Source organism: Solibacillus kalamii, assembly GCF_002174535.1.
GTDB lineage: Bacteria > Bacillota > Bacilli > Bacillales_A > Planococcaceae > Solibacillus > Solibacillus silvestris.
Window position 1 is genome coordinate 46,063 of record NZ_NHNT01000015.1, and the last position, 18,383, is coordinate 64,445.

The following is an 18,383-nucleotide window of genomic DNA, read 5'->3' on the forward strand; positions in this document are numbered from 1 at the left end:
TTATTGAACATCTGAATGACGAGTTGAGTTTGCTGCGATATCTGGATCTGTATTTACGCTATCTGGATCCGGAGATTCGGCAGCGAGTACTTCTTCATCTACCATTTTATCTAATGGCAATGGTTCTTCACCTTCTGATGAAGCTGTTCCATCATCGAAAGCAGGTGGTTGTTTTGCTGTTTTGGCTTTAACTTTCTCAACAATTGAAGAAGATTGTTCTTTTAATTGCGATGAAAGTTGTGCAGTCTTTTCCTTTGCCGTGCCGGAAAGCTCAATGCCTTTATCCTTTAATGTAACAGCTTGTACTGCTACATCGTTACGCATTTCACTGCCTGTCTTCGGTGTGAGTAATAAGGCTGTCGCTACACCGACAATACCGCCTACTAAAGTGCCAATGACAAAATCCTTTACATGAATTTTTTCATCATCATAAATCGAATCATTTAATCGGTTATAATCATAGTTTACGCGTTTTTCTTCCATTTTAAAAATCCCCCTTGTGATTGAGTGTCATTTTCCCATTACTTACGTTTTAAGAAACCAAATTTCGGCTTTTCACCTAAGCTTGGTGGTGTTTCATTTGTTTTAGTACTTGTATAAATTACATCTTCTTCATTAATCGGCTTGCGCTGACGCCATTGGTCTGCAATCCCCATCGCTACATTACTCCATTGAACGACTTGCGCAATTTTATCTTCATTTTTATGCACTTCTGTTGAAATCGATGTTGTAATGCGTTGAACTGATGAATTCAAGTTATTAACAGAATCGCCAACACCTTTAACAGCATGCATTACTGAATTTAACTTCTCCGATTTATCTGAAATATCATCTGCCAATGCGTTTGTTTTTGTAAGCAGGCTCGTCGTCTCACGTGTAATGCCTTCCATTTGTCCTTCGATACCAGCAACTGTTCCCGCAATTGAATTTAACGTATTCTTAACAGAAAACAATGTCATACCAATACTTACACATAGGACTAAAAATCCGATTGCAGCCACTAATGCCGCAATATAAAGTAATACTTCCATCAAAAATAACCTCCTCTATCTAGTTCCAATTAATACATTCGACAAAAATTGCGACAATCCTTTTCCTAGAAAAGCATTTTTTTCGCTAAAACCTCATGAAATTCAAGCTTTTCATACGTGAATACTTCTAATTTGTTATTTATTTATTCACTAAAGGCGAATGACCATTTTGTCCATGCTTTCATATTCCCCAATCTCTTGATGAATAAAACCCTTAATGAATAGAAGTTCCAACATTTATCCCGATTAACGTGAAGTAAGACTTCCGCCTCTAGTCTTTAACAGGGCAAAAAGGATAGGAAAATGCCCGATTGGTGAAACTAACAATCAATAGGGGATGAAGAAACCCCTACTGATTAAAGTTTCATTTTATGTAAGGAAAAACAGCTTATCCTTCTACTTCCAGGTTAAGCTGTTTTTCAATTAATTCAAAATTGCTTCAAATGCATCTTGATATTTATGAACATCTCCCGCTCCCATAAACAGGAACACGGCATTTTCATGTTTTTTAAGTTGATCTACTGTTTCAATTGTTAAAACAGTACAGCCATCAATTAAGTTAGCTAAATCGTTAATCGTAAGCTCTCCTTGCTTTTCGCGTGCAGAACCAAAAATATCACATAAATAGGCTGCGTCGGCACCGCTCAAACTATCCGCAAAGTTTTGTAAAAATGCTTTAGTTCGAGTAAACGTATGTGGCTGGAATACCGCTACAACTTCACGCTCAGGATATTTTTGTCGAGCTGATTGCAGAGTTGCCGCAATTTCTGTCGGGTGGTGTGCATAATCATCCACTAAGATCGCATTGCCAACTTTCGTTTCAGTAAAGCGACGTTTTACCCCGCCATACGTATTTAGGCGTTCTTGGATCAGTTTTGCCGGAACTCCTTCATAATGACACAGAGAAATTACCGCCAACGTGTTTAAAATCGTATGGTCACCGAATAACGGAATAAAGAATTTACTGTAAAACTCATTACGTACATAAACATCAAATTCCGTACCTTCCGATGTTTTAACAATATTACGCGCAGAAAAATCATTTGCAGGATCAAAACCATAATAAACAACGGGTACATTGGCTTGAATTTTCTGAAGCTGTTCATCATCCCCACAGGCAATAATTGCTTTATTCACTTGTAAAGCCAGCTGTTGGAAAGCATCATATACATCATCAATGCTCGTGAAATAATCCGGGTGATCAAAATCGATATTCGTCATGATTGCATAATCCGGATGATACGCTAAAAAGTGGCGACGGTATTCACATGCTTCCATAACAAAATAGGAAGCATCTTCTTTACCTGAACCAGTACCATCACCGATTAAATATGATGTCGGCATATAACCGCCTACAACATGGCTCATTAAACCAGTCGTAGACGTTTTACCGTGTGCACCTGTAATGGCAATTGAAGTATAGCGATTGCTGTACTCGCCTAAAAACTTATGATAGCGAATGACTTCAACACCTAGCTCGCGTGCACGCACTAATTCTGGATGATCATCATTAAATGCATTCCCTGCAATAACTGTTAAACCTTCTTTAATATTGTTTTCATCAAAATTTAAAATTTCTATTCCTCGGTCACGTAATGGTTGCTCCGTGAAATAATATGTTTCATAGTCGGAACCTTGAACTTGTTCTCCTGCATCAAATAGGATTTGCGCCAGGGAACTCATGCCTGAACCTTTAATACCGGTAAAATGATAGCGTGTCATTATTTATAAAACCCTCCTAGGATACGAAGACCCCATTGAATTATCAATTTTATTGTTTCAAAGTATGCCTACATTATAGCACTAAATACACGTTACGATAATTGAACGACAATTCAAATTTTTTCTTTTGTCCAATTACCTAGTCCTTTAGCCTCCAAATTGCTCAAACAGCTCTTCTTCTGTAATATATACATCTCTCGGTTTGCTTCCTTTTGGTTCTGAAACATAACCATGTCGCTCTAACATATCGATTAATCTAGCTGCTCGATTATAGCCAATATGATAACGGCGTTGTAAAAGTGATGTCGATGCTGAGCCTTGTTCAAACACAAATCGGCATGCCTCTTCAAACAACTCATCTTGTTCCTCTATTGTTTCTGAGCGTTTTAATAATTCTTCCTGTTTAAAAATATATTGTGGCTCTCCTTGTTCACGTACATACTCGATAATTTCTTCGATTTCGTCATCTGTAACAAATGTACCTTGAATACGGGTTGGAGCCGACATTCCATTTCCTAAATAAAGCATATCTCCGCGACCAAGTAATCGTTCTGCGCCCTGCGAATCCAATATTGTGCGAGAGTCGATCTGCGATGATACGGAAAAGGCGATACGCGTTGGAATATTTGATTTTATCAGGCCTGTAATAACATCTACAGAAGGGCGCTGTGTAGCAACAATCAAATGAATTCCTGCAGCACGGGCCTTTTGCGTAATTCGCACAATGCTATCTTCCACATCTTGTGGAGACATCATCATTAAATCTGCCAACTCATCGATGACAATCAATAAGTAAGGTAGCTTCTGTGCATACATACCATTCGCATCACACATTTTATTATATGCTTCTATTTTACGTGCACCGCTGTGCATAAATAACTCATAACGTCTTTCCATTTCTTCTACTGCCCACTTTAATGCTGCAGTAGCCGCTTTAACATCTGTAATAACAGGGCTGACTAAATGCGGAATATGGTTAAATGGAGCAAGTTCCACCATTTTCGGGTCAATCAGCATCAGCTTTAATTCATTTGGATTTGCTTTATAAAGCAGACTGACTAAAATCGAGTTAATACATACCGATTTACCCGATCCTGTCGCTCCGGCAATTAAACCATGCGGCATTTTTCGTAAGTCGATCGTGACAGGCTTCCCTGTTAAATCCAAGCCTAGTGCTGCCTCTAATGGGGAATCAGAATCTTTAAACGAAGCTGATTCTGTCACTTCAGAAAGACGGACCGAACGCGAAATCCGGTTCGGAATTTCAATTCCGATTGAACGTTTCCCCGGAATTGGCGCATCGATACGAATATCCTTTGCAGCCAATGCCAATTTAATATCATCCGTTAAATTGCGGACTTTACTTACTTTCGTCCCGTGCCCTACTGTAATTTCGAATTGCGTAACAGCCGGTCCCTGTACGATCGATTCAATTTGCGCCTGAACCTGGAAATGCGATAGTGCTTCCACTAAATTTTCGCCTTGCTCATCCATCCAGTCGCGGTCTTCTACCATTTCCTCCGGTGGTACTAAATATTCAAGAGGTGGTTTTACATAAGGTATTCTTTTAACTGGAGGTGCTTCTATTACAGTTTCCGCTTCCTCCACTGCCAATTCTTGTGAAGTAGATTCTTTTATGTCTGACGTTTCTTCAACAATTGGATCTTCCTCTTCATTAACTAAAGGAAGTACGGTCACTTCTTGAATTTCGGGTACTCCTTGAATATCCAATGTTACTGGAACTTCTTCCACTATCGCTTCCGTAGTTGCTGCAACTTCTAACAGTTCATCTACTTGTGCCGGTACAACGGATTCACGTTCCAGCAATCCAATTGATGTAGAAGTAGAATTCCTCATCGTTTTCTCTTCAAGCTGACTGTTTGGTTCATGCTTTACGACTTGCTCGTTAAAAGTAATGACTTGATCATTTTCATGTGCTTCTCGTGCATCATTCTGAGTTGTTTGAGTATCTTGATAAATAGTTTCCACTTCAACATCGTTTTCAAGGTGCACAAAATTCTCTCGTTCAGTAAAAGCTTCATTTGGCTCTTCAAACGTATTTACACTCTCTTCATGCTTAACTTCGTCTTCTTTATTTTTTTTACTTTGTAGACTTAGTTGCTGCTCGACAAATTGCTTCGTCATTAATTTTTGCTTATCTGACTTCAGCATTACCACATTAAAAGGAACACGGCTTCTTGTGCTGATCGGCTGTACTATGTCCGTTTCTTCCTTATTCTGCTCAATGATAGTCGCTTCCTCAGATGGTGGCATTTGCTCTACATTCAATTGTCCAATGTGAATCGTCGAGTTTTCAATTGTCACATGCTTCACTTGTACATCATTGATTGTTTCTGCAACAGAAGTGTCACCTTTTACAGTATCTTCCTGTTCATTTCCGATGTCGGTCACTGCTTCGTTCTGTTGTTCAAGTATCGTTTCTTCCATTGGTTGTTGGTCTACCTCAGCTGGTTCGTCCTTTTCGACTAAAACCACTTCTTCATGCTCAAGTTCAGGTTCTGTTTCTGATTCAACTGGTTCTGTTTGTGGAATCTCAACTGCTGAAGAAGACTCGTGAATTACATGTTCCTGCTGCTCTATTACGGTCTGTTGATCTTCATCTGGTGATGGTACAGCAACTGGTTCGACCAGCTGTTCTGCCGTTTCATTATGCACAGGTTCAATTATTGATGATTGTTGCTGTTCCTTATTTTTAAGCTTTTCTTCCTGCTGTTTTTCGATTAATGTTTCAATCGATGACGGCTTTTTAAAACCGTGTACAGGCGACGGAACATCGGTAGGAATAAAACGTTTCCTAATTTCGATCGGTTTTAGAATTTGTTTGTTTTCCATTCTCTCCGCGCGTACAGGTTTATTATGGCGTATTGCTTCCCGTTCTTCCTTTAAATTCGGCAAGCGACGAACAGGATCTCTCGTGTGCACGACATTTGTTTGACCTTTCCCTTTACGGCGGCGTTCCAGTAAATCTCGTATACCAGATACTTCGACATCATATACTTCCTGTACTGTATGCTTTTGCAAATAATTTGGTAATGTCAATTTTTCCTTGTCATCATCATAAAAGCGCGTCGTTTGTCTCTGCTCATTTTCTTGATTCGCTGTTTCCTCATAATCATCTTCTATTAAAGGGAACCGGAATGCTTTTTTCGGTGCTTCTTTTTCTTCCTGATAATTTTGCTGCGCCTCTGTTTGTTTTGATTGATTTATATCATCCAGTTGGGAATACTCTTCATAATCATCATATTCCTCATCTGGATCCATTTTAAATAGTTTATTAAATTTATTTTTAATCCAACTCATAATTACCACTTCTTTCCTTAAAAACATTGCCGTACAAATTCCACTATTTGAGACGGTCTTTATTTCTTATATTAAATGCAGTATATAAATAATATACACCTCAAAAGCATATCATATTTGCCGGGTAAATGCGCTTTGTCGCTGATATTTTTACGGATAAAAAAAAGTTAGTATGAGAGACTCAGCTCAACATACTAACTTTTCGTACTAATTAACGAGTTGAAACCTCAAATGGGCTTCCTACTTCTGCAGAATCATCCAGTACTAAAATACCTTTTACTTCCGGTGCGCCTGGAATTGCCAGTTCACGTGCAGAGCAAAGCATACCGAATGAATCCTCACCACGTAAATTGCCTTCTTTGATCAATAAACCAGAAGGCATCACAGCACCAACTTTTGCGACAACTACTTTTTGGCCTGCATCTACATTCGGTGCACCACATACGATTTGTAATGTTTCATCCCCAATGTTCACTTTACAAACACTTAGTTTATCTGCATTTGGATGCTTTTCTTTTGATTCAACATAGCCGACTACAAATTTTGGAGAAAAATCTACTTCTAAAGAAATTTCTGCGCCATTTGCTTGTAAAGCCGCTTCTAATTTATCTACAAGTTTCGGTGTTACTTCTACATTCCCTGCAACATCCAGTTCTACGTATTTGCTTGCATTAAAAAGGTTGAATGCTTTCACTTCACCAGTTGTTTCTTCTTTTAGGATGGCTACATCGCCAGCGCGATCCATCGCTGTTTTTACGATTGGCTCCAATGCTAATTGAACTAGTAGGACATCTCCTACATGTGCTTTGTTGTAAGCTACTTTCATTTTTCTTCTTGCTCCTTTTTTACTTTGTTTTTCGCTAAAATAAATATTGGTTCTAAATGACCGTTTTCATATACAAATGACAAGCTCGTAATCGGAACCGCGCCAACTGTAAAGAAATGCATCGTCATCTGCGCTAATACATCATACCCTACTTCATTCCGAATATCACCAATAATTAATACATCCTGGTGTGGGACAGATACCGTCATTTCGCCTTCAATTTGGCTTTCCATTTCCTTTAAAAAGCTTTCATTTAGTATTCGGCTTGCATCATAGCCGTCATTCTGATTTAAAAAGTAATAAATATTGCCTGAAACTTCATCCCGTTTTACAGAAGTCGGCAATTTTTTTACAGAAAAACGGGCTGCTTCGCGTATATGCTCTTCTGTTACGTTTAATTTCGGCAACATTGATTCATCAATTAAACGATAAGTTGTGCCTAGATCGAGCGCATAATAAATACGTGTTTCCGCCGTATGGTCTGTCATTACAAATGCATGTCCATCATTTGATTTTTTAGGGAAGGACGTTGAGCGGATGATCGGATAAACAGAAGCAAGTCCGCCAAAGCCCTTTTCTTCTTCTTGTTGCATCGCTAAAAACGTTTGCTCAATTGTATAAATCACTTCATCAATTGCCTGCTGTTTTTTCGTTTCGTACTTCGTTAAAATTTCGGGTAAAGAGATATCCATCCCTCGTCCGATTTTTTTATGTTCAAGACGTAATTTATCATGCTTTTCATCGAATGTGAATGTAAAGTTTGCCTCACCTAATTTAGTCTTCAGTTCAGCTACTAACTGTTTCGATTCCATTCAACCACTCCTTTATCTAATCAAAAACGGCTCACAAATGTGAACCGTTCCATTTACTTCTTCTATTGTAACAAAAAAGCCATGTGATTACTTTACTCAATGCTTGTACAATGCTTCAACTAATCAATCACTTTCACTGTTTTTACAATTTCCATCATTTCCTGGATTTTATCGTCAATCTTCTTATCCACGGAAATAGTCGACAGCTTTACGCCGCCTAAATTAACAATCAGCTCATATTTCTCTTCAGGAAATTTTGTGACAGCAGAAAATCCGAATTGGCCATCCGCATCGAAAGTCTTCTCTTCAACGATTTCATTTTTATTCTCCTGCTTTAATAGATCATACTGTAACTGACTGTCTTCCGGTTCGTTTTGATTGACGAATAGTATATAGGAATCTTTACCGTTCAGAATCGTATAATTCAATTCATCGATTCCTTTTTCAATACTATATCCTTTTGGTAAGTATAACTCTATATGTCCAATCGTTTTGTTTGCTTTATTCGGTTCGCTGCTAAATATTGTTTCAGCATTTTCCATTCCTGCTTGTGCCTGTTCTTCGACTGTTTGACTACATGCTGATAATATAACAACAAGTGAAGTAAGCAAAAACGCATGTATCCATTTACGACTCATTGTTTTCCCTCTCTTTCAAACGTTCAATCGTATCATAAATATTTTTCAAGCCGTAATGCAACAAATGTGCTCTATATCTGGTCCTTTTGATCTTTATTCATTTTAAACAGTATTTGGCCAACTAATAACTTAACAATGTGTTCAAACATTTCTTTTCGGTCAATCAGATTATTTGAAAAAATACCCACTGCTCCTTGATGATGACGAATATTTTCGCTATTTGTATAGACGTCCATCACTGGTCCAAGTTCCTTTCCCATACGAAGCTCCTGTGCAATTTCTTCAGGTAAGGCAAATTGTGCTCCTGAGCTGGCTATGACTGTGCCATCCTTTAAAACAGCCGCCCCCCAATTACAGCAATACATTGTTCCTTCAATTTCATCGACGCCGCCTTCAAGTCCAAATGTTATATCAGCATTTGTCAGCATCATCGTATGACGTGCACGATTGATTGCACCCTGTCTTGTTTCTTCATTTGAGAATGGCTGAATCGACACATCAGAAGGTACATCCATATTTTCTATTGCCGCTTCCGGGAAATACTGTTTAACAATTGCTTCAACGGCACCTAATTTTGCTTTATTTTTCGATCCGACTGCTACTTTCATTATTTCATCTCCAAGCTGTTCATTTTTTAAACGGTCTATACCAATAAAAACTGGTTTACCGATTTTTATGTAAGTCACGTTAAACCTATTTCCGCAACTAAAAAACAAGAATGCGATAAGTTCGCATCCTTGTATTATAATATAATATTGACTTTTTTTATACGTTTGCGCGAATAGATTCGATTGTAGAACGGTCTGCACTTTGGATTAATTTCACTAGCAGTTCTTTCGCCGCTGCATAGTCATCTACATGAATAATCGAAGCAGAAGTGTGAATATATCGTGAGCAAACCCCGATTACTGCCGATGGAATTCCGTCATTTTGTGTGTGTACACGTCCTGCATCTGTACCACCTTGAGAAACGAAATATTGGTATGGAATATTGTTTGATTCTGCTGTGTCCAGCACAAATTCACGCATACCTCGGTGTGTAACCATTGAACGGTCCAGGATTCGGAGTAATGTCCCTTTACCTAGTTGACCGAATTCATTTTTATCACCCGATGTATCGTTCGCCGGGGAAGCATCTAATGCAAAAAACAGATCAGGCTTGATCATATTCGATGAAACCGCTGCTCCGCGTAGACCGACCTCTTCCATAACATTTGCTCCGGAATAAATATGGCTCTTCACTTCCTGACCGTGAATCTCTTTTAAAAGTTCGATCGCTAATCCACAGCCGTAACGGTTATCCCAGGCTTTCGCCATAATTTTTTTCGGGTTGGCCATCGGTGTGAAAGGACATACCGGAATAATGGATTGACCTGGTCGTACACCTAAATTCATCGCATCTTCTTTTGAATCCGCTCCGATATCGATCAGCATATTTTTTATATCCATCGGTTTAGAACGTTCCGCATCTGTCAGTAAGTGTGGCGGAATTGACGCAATAACACCCGGAATTTCACGATCTTTCGTATAAACTGTAACGCGTTGTGCCAGCATTACCTGGTTCCACCAGCCGCCAAGTGTTTGGAAACGGATCATGCCGTTTTCAGTAATGGAAGTAACCATAAACGCGACTTCATCCATATGACCAGCGACTAAAATTTTTGGCGCTTGTTCATCTTTAGCTTTACGCACGCCGAATACGCCGCCTAAATTATCCTGAATAACTTCATCAGAATATTTCGCTAATTCTGAGCGCATAAAATTTCGGACTGCACGTTCATTCCCTGGTGCACCAGGCAATTCTGTTAATGTTTTAAAAAGAGCAAGTGTATCTTGATTCATTCTGCAACACCTCTAAATGTAGATTTGCCTTCATTATACCACAAATTGCAAGCAATATTTCGACTTTCGAACCTTCTATTATTTTTACTCTATTTTCAGAATATGATAAAGTAGAGGTAGTCACTATTTTGAGGAGGTATTTTGAAATGAATTTAAAAGACTTTACAATAGGGGTTGTAACAGGGATAGCAGCAGCTGTCATTGTTAAAGAAATGAGCAATCGTGTCGCACCATTTGCGAATCCAGATCATATTTTAGCCAACATTAAAGATGAATTTAAAAAGCATGCACCAATTGATGGTTCTTGGATTTACATGAAAACTGAAAACTTCAGTAATGGCTTTACAGAAACACCGGTCTATCGTGGAGGTATTTCTCGTACAATTAACGGCGAACTTGAGAACTACGAGTTCGCAGCAGATGCCCGTTCCGGTGCCATTGTAGATATTAAACAAATATAATGTAAAGGATGCGATGACGTAATTTTGTCATCGCATTTTTTCTGCTTTACATCAAAGTATTTTCTTTACCTTTAATCATTGTGAAAACAATTATGCTAAAAGTACACAACCGATAAGAAAAGCACCTGCATCGAAAATTATGCAGGTGCTTTCGTGTTTACTTAATCAATGCCGGTTTCGAACGTTCCAGGCTGTCTTTTACTTCTTTGCCTGTTGTATCCCATTGAATCATGCGGTAATACGCATCATGATAGAAAATAAAGCGGTAGCCATTTTCAAGTGCTTCTTTCATCAACTTTTCCTTCGCAAATACGCTTGTCATCGGGTAATCATCATACGCCAATACCCAAAGCGGATTTTGGTGGGCATGTGTCGGCATAATATCCGCCATATGTAGCGCCACTTCCCCATTTTGCTCCAGGCGAACAATCGCATGCCCTTCACTATGACCACCCGTATGGATTAATTTTAAGCCCGGAGCTACTTCCAGCTCCCCTTCATATGTTGAAACTAAATGCTGTACAGGCTCCCAGTTTTCTTTCCAGTACGTATTTTTTGAACGAATATTCGGATTGCGCATCTCATCCCATTCAATTTGCGTCGTGTGAATAACTGCATTCGGGAAAACCGGAACAAGCTTGTCTCCTTCCCACTTCGTTAAACCGCCAGCGTGATCAAAATGAAGATGTGTCATTAAAATTGCATCAATATCACTTGGCTTTAATCCAGCTTCAGCTAAGCTTTTTTCAATTGTTGATTCTTCGGAAACACCGAAATTGCGAAGCTGCTTTTCATTTAATTTACCGGCACCTACACCTGAATCGATTAAATAATTTTTCCCCTCGTATTGAATTAAGATTGGTTCACATGCTAATTCAATCTGGTTCAGTTCATTTACCGGATATTTACGAGACCACAGTGCTTTTGGCACTACCCCAAACATAGCCCCGCCATCCAGCGCTGTGACACCCCCATGTAACCATGTCAGTGTCATGTTGTGAAATTCAAATCGATCCATTTCTCCATCCCCCTAAATCGTTAATTATTTCGTCTTGTATTGGCATTCTAGTCGATATATTGGCTGACCGAGCTTCGAGAATTTCTCCTCGTATTCTGTCATAATATTATCTTCCGGCATATTGGCATGTAAGTCTAGCGATACATAGTTTAATGCCATACCATACTCGTTCATACTTACGAGTGAATATTCAAAAAGACCACGGTTATCCGTTTTAAAATGGATTTCACCGTTATCAACTAAAATGTTCTCATAAATTTTTAGGAATCCTTCGTGTGTTAGGCGACGTTTTGCATGGCGCACTTTTGGCCATGGATCCGAGAAGTTCAGATATACACGGTCCACATCCCCTTTTCCGAAAAACTCTTCCAGCTTCGCGCCATCAACTTTTAATAAACGTAAATTGGATGGTTTGTTCGCTGCTTCAATTTTTTCAAGGGCACAAACGATAACACTATCAAATAATTCAATCCCGATATAGTTAACATCAGGATTTTGCAGTGCCATTCCTAATACGAATTGACCTTTACCCGTACCAACTTCGATATGTAGCGGATTGTCATTGCCGAATACTTCATTCCATTTACCTTTATAATCTTCCGGGTTTGGAATAATTACATCAGGATGTTGTTGAATATATTCCGCTGCCCATGGTTTATGCTTTAATCTCACTTACTTATCCTCTTTTCTATTGTGTAGCTGCCTCATATTATAACGGAAAATAGCATCTTTTGCTTTTATTTTGCTAAATTCCATGCTTTTTTCTGAACGGTTATTTGAATTTTGTTTTGACCGGTTGCTAGTTTTTGTGTTTCACCGTCTGCATGTGCCATGACTGGTTCATCAAAAATCAACTTTGCTTCCATTGCTGCAAACTGCTCGACTTCCTTCAACAAAGTATGCTTCCCTAAAAATACAGTCCCAAAAAGGAATAATAATTTCCACTTCGATAAATTGGAGACGACTGTCAATTCGAACTGGCCATCGGATGTATTAGAATTAGGAGACAACTTCATCCCCCCGCCAAAATAAGGCTGGTTGCTGGCCGTTACAAACCATACATTTTGATATTGCTTAATTTTCCCTTCACGGGAAATCGTGAGCTTAAACGGTTTATATGTAAAAAGCGCATGAATGACGTAATAAGGATAGCTCAGCTTTCCCAGTTTCCATTTATTAAGCGACCTTTTCAGCGAGGAACTGTTAGCGATACCCGCGACTAATGCATCAAACCCAACACCAAAATTATTAATGAAGTATTTAGTTGTTCCGCCTTGTTTCACTACTCCACAATCATGAGAGGAGCTATTTACTGTATTTATAAATTGCTCGACCTGTTTGCTCGTTTTGAATGCTTGATATCCCCTGGCAAAATCATTACCCGATCCTGCTGAAACTGCCCCTAAATAAACATTTTTAAAATGTATTGCGCCATTCAGCACTTCGTGAATCGTCCCATCCCCGCCAATAGCAATAAGACAGACCGGGTTTTCCTTTGTCGCTCGTCCGGCAAGTTCATTGGCCAGCAGCATTGTATGTCCTTCGTATTTTGTCAAATGGCTTTGATACGGGATTGCCAACTGTTGTTCAAACTGACGCCAACGCTTAATTCCCTGCCCGTTTCCTGCATAAGGATTAATTATAAAATGTACTTCCATTCATTAATCTTCCTTATTTTCCGTATTCCAAATATCCCGATGAAAAGATGTTGTTTGAACTGTATTTAAAATGGCTTGTGCACCACGTATTTGCATATGCTTCATCGGTGAAACAGAATGCTTTAATTGTTCCATCCATTCCGGAAATTTCCGTTTATCCACAAATGATATACCATACATTGTTCCAGGATAATCAATATAGCCGTTTCGTGTTAACAACACTTTACGGATCGGCAGTTCAATATTGTTCTGTTGAAAAATCTGTTCGACAACTTTTTCCATCCGGTTTAACTGAATTAAAGGGCTTAACACTTTTTTTTCATTTTTCCCGTCCTTCTTTAACCAGAAGCGTTCGCTATTTGCGATATAGACCGCCTGACTTTCCTGTTCCAAAACCGTAATGCACAGACATTCTGTCGGTGTCATAATAATAATATCCAATTCTATCGGCGCTTTTTTCACTCGTAAAATCGGATAATAGAATACTAAGTAATTGTCCGGTAATGTTTGAAGCATGGAACGCAACAATGTATCGCGCATAAATTTTGGATCTACATAAGATTTTTCACGTAATGTCGAACTCGCCCATTTCATTTGGAAATGAAAAAACTGGTCGATAAACATTTTTTTTAGTTCCTCCAACGTTTTTGGTGTGTAGACTAGATTCGGTTCAAAATTTAGCGTCTTATCCTCTTCTTGATGCGAATCTCCCTCTACTGCCCACTCATTGGAAATGGTCACTTTTTCGATATCTTCTTGTTCTTCTTCCGGTACATCTTTTTTAAAAGGGAAAAGTTTTTGGAAAAGCGACTTTTTCTTCTCTTCCTGCACCTCTTCCTCTATATGTTCCCAACGCTCGATTGTTTCTCCAGTCTGCCATTGATACTTTATCCGCTCCCACTGATTTTGTTTTAAGCGAATAAACTGCGTCGGATAGCGTGCCAAGTCAATTTCATATCGTGAAATATAATCTTGAAGTTTTATTAACTGAGCCATTTTATCTACTCCCTAAGTTCATTCCTATTCTTTATTACATTACATTTTACAGGTTATCTCCAAAAAAAAATAGCGCCTTGCCGATAAGCAAGGCGCTATTTTATTAAATTGTGTAATTATAATTCTTTCTCAAACCATCGGAGTTGATTTCCATTCCGGGTCGGACGCTTTCCGCGGGCACGGCCTGAGCCTGTAGTCTCAGGATCGCGCTATTCCCGTTGGAGTCCCTCCCCTCCATTCCAATCAACTTGTTAAAAATTAAATTTTAGCTTTCTAAAATAATACAGCGTACCAGATTAAGCTTTAATCCCTTTTGGAATTTTTGTTTCGAATTGTGCTTGTAATTTACGTGTCCATTCACCTGGTGTGCCGTTGCCGATCACAGTACCGTCAATTTCAATAACTGGTGTTACTTCTGATGTCGTTGAAGATACGATTACTTCTTCCATTGCAAGCAGCTGTTCTTTCGTCATTGCCTGTTCGTTTACAGTAAGTCCGATTTCCGCTGCACATTTAATAATTACTTGACGTGTAATCCCGTTTAAAATCAGGTTATTGGCCGGATGTGTGTACAGCACACCATCTTTAATACCGTAAATGTTTGAAGATGAACCTTCTGTAATAATCTCGTCACGGTGTAAAATCGCTTCATAGCAGCTTTTTTCATATGCTTCTTGTTTTGCAAGAACCGCGCCAAGCAAGTTTAATGATTTAATATCACATCGCAGCCAGCGAATATCTTCCACAAATGTTGCCTTTACACCCTTTTCGAAGTTTTCCAATGGGCGTGGATTTTCTTTTGCATTCCCTGTTATTACCGGTTTCACATCATCACCAGGGAAAATGTGGTTACGAGGGCCGGCACCACGAGTAATTTGGAAGTAAACATGACCTGTGTCAATGTTGTTCACCTCAACCAGTTGATGCAGTAATTGGTGTAATTTATCTTTCGTATAAGGAATCGTAATGCGGATCTTTTCAGCACTGTCATAAAAACGGTCAATATGTTCAGTTGCTGTGAAAAGTTCCCCATTATATACTTTCACGACTTCATACACACCGTCGCCGAATTGGTAACCGCGGTCTTCCTTGTCTACCAGCACTTCTTCATTTTTTACAATTTGATCATTCCATAAACTAAAGCTCATCTCAAATACCACCTTTTAATTAGTTAGTTGCTAAATTTACAATTGCTTCTGCATAAATGGCAGTCGCTTTTATCAAGTTTTCAATATCAACAAATTCATCTGCCTGATGGGCAACATCTTGTTCACCAGGGAACAGCATACCGAATGCGACCCCTTTTTTCATAACGCGCGCATATGTCCCTCCACCTGTTGAAAGAGGCTTCGAGAAATCATTGCTGTATTTGCGATAAACTTGGAGCAATGTTTGTATCAATTCATCTTCCTCGCTTACATAATGCGGGATTGAATTGCTCACTACATCTAACGTAAAAGCTTCATGCTGTAATAATGCCTGTACTTTCGTTATTTTTTCTTCAAACGGATATGTCACGGAATAGCGCATACTTACTTCAATTGACGAACCGTGCTCATCAAAAGTTACGATTCCCGGATTTAATGTTGTCGGTCCTGACATCGCATCTTCAAATTGGAAGTCCAATGCTGTGCCGTAATGATCGTTGTCAAAAACACGGACAATAAAATCGACAAACGACTTACTCTGATTTGTCGTCACAACATTTTGTAAAAACTTCGCTAAATAAACCGCTGCATTTCGTCCTTTTTCCGGTTCCATTGCATGGGCTGATTTACCTTTCAAAACAATTATAATCCCATTATCGTTTTTAGTGAAAGTACCTTCAACATCATTTTCTTTTAAATATTTCAGAAAATTCTCATTTGTGCTCTTTTCGGCATATTTTAAAGTAGCAGTTGCTTCATCCGGGACCATATTTGTTCTGTTACCTGCATAGAATGACAGTAATTGCTCATCACTTGATCGTTTTTCTTTACTTGAAAACGTTAAATGGGCAATACCTTTTTCAGCGTTGATTAGCGGAAAGTCTGCATCAGGTGCAAAACCAATTGTCGGCATTTCTTCTTTTTCGAAGTAGCGCGTCACGCATTGGAAACCGCTTTCTTCATCTGTACCAATTATCATTCGTACTCGTTTTTTCAAAGGGATTTTCGCATCGTGAATCAGTTTCATCGCCAGCCAAGCCGCCATTGTTGGACCTTTGTCATCAATCGCACCACGACCAAATAATTTTCCGTCTGCCACTTGCCCTTCAAATGGAGGATATGTCCAACTAGCGACATCTCCGGCAGGTACAACATCGACATGGCAAAGCACACCGACAAGTTCTTCACCTTGGCCCATTTCAATATGGCCGGCCATATGATCCACGTTTTTTGTAGTCATCCCTTGCTCCATACCTTTTTGAAGCATAAATTCCAATGCTGCTTTCGGACCAGCACCGAAAGGCATTATATCAGAAAAATTATTTTCATCTTTTACACTTTTTATTTGAATCAATTGCTGCAATTCTTTTATAAGCTCTTCTTTTCTTTCCTGAGCCAGTTGTAACCAATCCATCACTACACCTCATTTTTATAATATTGTTATTGTACTCCTTCTTGTTAAAATTACAATAATCATTTGACTTTAATCGGCATCCTCTATTTCTAGGAATATTAAATATATGAATTTTCTGTAAAAATAGTGTTTTTTGTCTCTCATTTCTGGAAATCTGTTTGGTTTTCCGCTATAATGTATGTGTCAGAACATCAATTCTGACCAAACTTTCAGAAAAGGGGATGTCTAAGGCAAACTATAAAGCCTAAGTGCACTCCGCACATATTTTGTCGTCCGCTAGTCTTATGCCATGAGAATTTAAGATCGAAGGAGTGGTTTTTAGAAATGAAGCCAACTACTGATAGAATGCTTAATCGTATTAAAGACGTGTATATGTTTATCCTCAATAAAGGAGAAGTGACTACACAGGATTTAGTCGAAGAGTTTAACATCACTCCTCGCACCATTCAAAGAGATTTGAATGTGTTAGCCTTCAATGACTTGGTAATGAGTCCAAGTCGGGGTAAATGGACAACGACGAAGAAAAAAGTAAAAATGACATCTTAGAATTTTGAAAGCGGCTGATTCTTATTTTGTGAGAAAGGACTAATTGTCCCAACATAACGTAAGGTGTCGATCAGTTACACATGAAATATTAAGAACATTGCTGAGTCAGCAAGCGTTCACTTAGTTCTTAACACATAGAACTAAAAGAAGCGAATGCCTTTTCGTCGGGGCATTCGCTTTTCCTTTGTTTATTATTTTGACGCCAACAGATCGAGTTCCTGTTCTGTCAGCTCCCGGTATTCACCTAATGCCAATTGTTCATCAAGCTGCAATGTTCCCATTGACAGACGCTTTAAATACGTAACCTTCTTGCCTACCGCCTCAAACATCCGCTTCACTTGATGGAATTTCCCTTCTTGGATCATTAGCTCAATTTCCGATTGCTCGCCAGATACTAATATTTTCAATTCCCCCGGCTTTGTATGATAGCCATCCTCCAATGTAACTCCTTGTGCAAAGGCTTCAATATCGGCTTCTGTCACAGCCCCGTCAATTTTGGCATAATACCATTTCGGAACATGCTTCTTAGGAGAAAGCAGATTATGAGCTAAATTGCCGTCATTTGTAATGAGCAGCAGCCCTTCTGTATCTTTATCCAACCGGCCTACAGGGAATGGCTCAAAATGCTGATACTCTGGGTCCAGCAAATCAATGACCGTTTGATCGTAACGGTCTTCTGTTGCCGAAATGACACCCGGGGGTTTATTCATCATTAAATAAATAAACTCCACATACTCTACACGATCGCCAAATACCGAAACATTTTGTTTTTCCGGATTGACATGTATTGCTGAATCTTTCACTGTAACACCATCCACTGTGACAGCTTTTTGCTTTAATAATAGTTTCACTTCTTTTCGCGAGCCGTAGCCCATATTAGCCAGTAATTTGTCTAAACGCATATAGTCCTCCATGAAAAAAGGGGACGCCTTCGTTACGACGTCCTCATT

The 18,383-nt window shown here is 39.0% G+C and carries 18 protein-coding genes; 2 read left to right on the forward strand and 16 right to left on the reverse strand.

The features are described 5' to 3' along the window. The 9 genes from CBM15_RS17300 to CBM15_RS17340 form a co-directional block, all read right to left on the reverse strand. Complete coding sequence (locus CBM15_RS17300; protein WP_087618438.1) at positions 1 to 483, reverse strand: YtxH domain-containing protein; 483 nt, start codon at positions 481 to 483, stop codon at positions 1 to 3. Between the two features lie 38 nt (positions 484 to 521). Beyond that, positions 522 to 1,031: a DUF948 domain-containing protein gene (locus CBM15_RS17305; RefSeq protein ID WP_087618439.1), complete on the reverse strand. Its 510-nt coding sequence runs from the start codon at positions 1,029 to 1,031 to the stop codon at positions 522 to 524. A gap of 423 nt (positions 1,032 to 1,454) precedes the next feature. Beyond that, entirely contained in the window at positions 1,455 to 2,753 is a 1,299-nt protein-coding gene (gene murC, locus CBM15_RS17310; RefSeq protein ID WP_065215490.1) for a UDP-N-acetylmuramate--L-alanine ligase, read from the reverse strand. Between the two features lie 147 nt (positions 2,754 to 2,900). After that, a complete protein-coding gene (locus CBM15_RS17315) occupies positions 2,901 to 6,074 on the reverse strand; it encodes a DNA translocase FtsK (protein ID WP_087618440.1) in 3,174 nt (1,057 codons plus the stop codon). Positions 6,075 to 6,285: 211 nt separating this feature from the next. Continuing rightward, positions 6,286 to 6,900 carry a YtpR family tRNA-binding protein gene (gene ytpR / locus CBM15_RS17320; protein ID WP_087618441.1) on the reverse strand — a complete coding sequence of 205 codons (615 nt, stop codon included), beginning with the start codon at positions 6,898 to 6,900 and terminating at the stop codon, positions 6,286 to 6,288. Then, entirely contained in the window at positions 6,897 to 7,712 is an 816-nt protein-coding gene (locus CBM15_RS17325; protein ID WP_087618442.1) for a DUF1444 domain-containing protein, read from the reverse strand. Before CBM15_RS17325 ends, ytpR begins: the two co-directional genes overlap by 4 nt. 119 nt (positions 7,713 to 7,831) lie before the next feature. After that, the gene (locus CBM15_RS17330) at positions 7,832 to 8,350 is read right to left on the reverse strand and encodes a hypothetical protein (protein ID WP_087618443.1); all 519 of its coding nucleotides are present in this window, start codon (positions 8,348 to 8,350) and stop codon (positions 7,832 to 7,834) included. Positions 8,351 to 8,421: 71 nt separating this feature from the next. Then, the gene (locus tag CBM15_RS17335) at positions 8,422 to 9,036 is read right to left on the reverse strand and encodes a DUF84 family protein (RefSeq protein WP_065215487.1); all 615 of its coding nucleotides are present in this window, start codon (positions 9,034 to 9,036) and stop codon (positions 8,422 to 8,424) included. Positions 9,037 to 9,115: 79 nt separating this feature from the next. Then, on the reverse strand, positions 9,116 to 10,192 hold the full coding sequence (locus tag CBM15_RS17340; RefSeq protein WP_065215486.1) for a M42 family metallopeptidase: 1,077 nt from the start codon (positions 10,190 to 10,192) through the stop codon (positions 9,116 to 9,118). A 146-nt stretch (positions 10,193 to 10,338) separates the two neighbouring features. Between CBM15_RS17340 and CBM15_RS17345 the strand changes: the two genes are divergently transcribed. Continuing rightward, complete coding sequence (locus CBM15_RS17345; protein ID WP_008408209.1) at positions 10,339 to 10,653, forward strand: hypothetical protein; 315 nt, start codon at positions 10,339 to 10,341, stop codon at positions 10,651 to 10,653. Positions 10,654 to 10,810: 157 nt separating this feature from the next. On the opposite strand, the gene CBM15_RS17350 is transcribed toward CBM15_RS17345, so the two are convergent. The 6 genes from CBM15_RS17350 to pepV all read right to left on the reverse strand — a co-directional run bounded on the left by CBM15_RS17350 (position 10,811) and on the right by pepV (position 16,887). Continuing rightward, positions 10,811 to 11,671 carry a YtnP family quorum-quenching lactonase gene (locus tag CBM15_RS17350; RefSeq protein WP_087618444.1) on the reverse strand — a complete coding sequence of 287 codons (861 nt, stop codon included), beginning with the start codon at positions 11,669 to 11,671 and terminating at the stop codon, positions 10,811 to 10,813. 24 nt (positions 11,672 to 11,695) lie between these two features. Next, the gene (gene trmB / locus CBM15_RS17355; RefSeq protein WP_087618445.1) at positions 11,696 to 12,343 is read right to left on the reverse strand and encodes a tRNA (guanosine(46)-N7)-methyltransferase TrmB; all 648 of its coding nucleotides are present in this window, start codon (positions 12,341 to 12,343) and stop codon (positions 11,696 to 11,698) included. A gap of 65 nt (positions 12,344 to 12,408) precedes the next feature. Beyond that, entirely contained in the window at positions 12,409 to 13,329 is a 921-nt protein-coding gene (locus CBM15_RS17360) for a diacylglycerol/lipid kinase family protein (protein WP_087618446.1), read from the reverse strand. A gap of 3 nt (positions 13,330 to 13,332) precedes the next feature. Then, positions 13,333 to 14,325: a nuclease-related domain-containing protein gene (locus CBM15_RS17365; protein ID WP_087618447.1), complete on the reverse strand. Its 993-nt coding sequence runs from the start codon at positions 14,323 to 14,325 to the stop codon at positions 13,333 to 13,335. A gap of 296 nt (positions 14,326 to 14,621) precedes the next feature. Continuing rightward, the gene (gene dat / locus CBM15_RS17370; protein WP_087618448.1) at positions 14,622 to 15,473 is read right to left on the reverse strand and encodes a D-amino-acid transaminase; all 852 of its coding nucleotides are present in this window, start codon (positions 15,471 to 15,473) and stop codon (positions 14,622 to 14,624) included. A gap of 19 nt (positions 15,474 to 15,492) precedes the next feature. Further along, entirely contained in the window at positions 15,493 to 16,887 is a 1,395-nt protein-coding gene (gene pepV / locus CBM15_RS17375) for a dipeptidase PepV (RefSeq protein WP_087618449.1), read from the reverse strand. Between the two features lie 324 nt (positions 16,888 to 17,211). Here pepV and CBM15_RS17380 point away from each other — a divergent pair, with 324 nt between their 5' ends. After that, a complete protein-coding gene (locus CBM15_RS17380) occupies positions 17,212 to 17,433 on the forward strand; it encodes a DeoR family transcriptional regulator (RefSeq protein ID WP_008408196.1) in 222 nt (73 codons plus the stop codon). Positions 17,434 to 17,624: 191 nt separating this feature from the next. Here CBM15_RS17380 and CBM15_RS17385 read toward each other — a convergent pair whose 3' ends face one another. Beyond that, positions 17,625 to 18,335 (reverse strand): pseudouridine synthase, encoded by a 711-nt coding sequence (locus CBM15_RS17385; protein ID WP_087618450.1) that lies wholly within the window; start codon positions 18,333 to 18,335, stop codon positions 17,625 to 17,627. Positions 18,336 to 18,383: the final 48 nt, after the last annotated feature.

Bases quoted from the DNA above. Each gene is read 5' to 3' on its own strand.
- CBM15_RS17300 (WP_087618438.1), bottom strand. From the start codon at position 483: ATGGAAGAAAAACGCGTAAACTATGATTATAACCGATTAAATGATTCG.
- CBM15_RS17305 (WP_087618439.1), bottom strand. From the start codon at position 1,031: ATGGAAGTATTACTTTATATTGCGGCATTAGTGGCTGCAATCGGATTT.
- murC (WP_065215490.1), bottom strand. From the start codon at position 2,753: ATGACACGCTATCATTTTACCGGTATTAAAGGTTCAGGCATGAGTTCC.
- CBM15_RS17315 (WP_087618440.1), bottom strand. From the start codon at position 6,074: ATGAGTTGGATTAAAAATAAATTTAATAAACTATTTAAAATGGATCCA.
- ytpR (WP_087618441.1), bottom strand. From the start codon at position 6,900: ATGAAAGTAGCTTACAACAAAGCACATGTAGGAGATGTCCTACTAGTT.
- CBM15_RS17325 (WP_087618442.1), bottom strand. From the start codon at position 7,712: ATGGAATCGAAACAGTTAGTAGCTGAACTGAAGACTAAATTAGGTGAG.
- CBM15_RS17330 (WP_087618443.1), bottom strand. From the start codon at position 8,350: ATGAGTCGTAAATGGATACATGCGTTTTTGCTTACTTCACTTGTTGTT.
- CBM15_RS17340 (WP_065215486.1), bottom strand. From the start codon at position 10,192: ATGAATCAAGATACACTTGCTCTTTTTAAAACATTAACAGAATTGCCT.
- CBM15_RS17345 (WP_008408209.1), top strand. From the start codon at position 10,339: ATGAATTTAAAAGACTTTACAATAGGGGTTGTAACAGGGATAGCAGCA.
- CBM15_RS17350 (WP_087618444.1), bottom strand. From the start codon at position 11,671: ATGGATCGATTTGAATTTCACAACATGACACTGACATGGTTACATGGG.
- CBM15_RS17360 (WP_087618446.1), bottom strand. From the start codon at position 13,329: ATGGAAGTACATTTTATAATTAATCCTTATGCAGGAAACGGGCAGGGA.
- CBM15_RS17365 (WP_087618447.1), bottom strand. From the start codon at position 14,325: ATGGCTCAGTTAATAAAACTTCAAGATTATATTTCACGATATGAAATT.
- dat (WP_087618448.1), bottom strand. From the start codon at position 15,473: ATGAGCTTTAGTTTATGGAATGATCAAATTGTAAAAAATGAAGAAGTG.
- pepV (WP_087618449.1), bottom strand. From the start codon at position 16,887: ATGGATTGGTTACAACTGGCTCAGGAAAGAAAAGAAGAGCTTATAAAA.
- CBM15_RS17380 (WP_008408196.1), top strand. From the start codon at position 17,212: ATGAAGCCAACTACTGATAGAATGCTTAATCGTATTAAAGACGTGTAT.
- CBM15_RS17385 (WP_087618450.1), bottom strand. From the start codon at position 18,335: ATGCGTTTAGACAAATTACTGGCTAATATGGGCTACGGCTCGCGAAAA.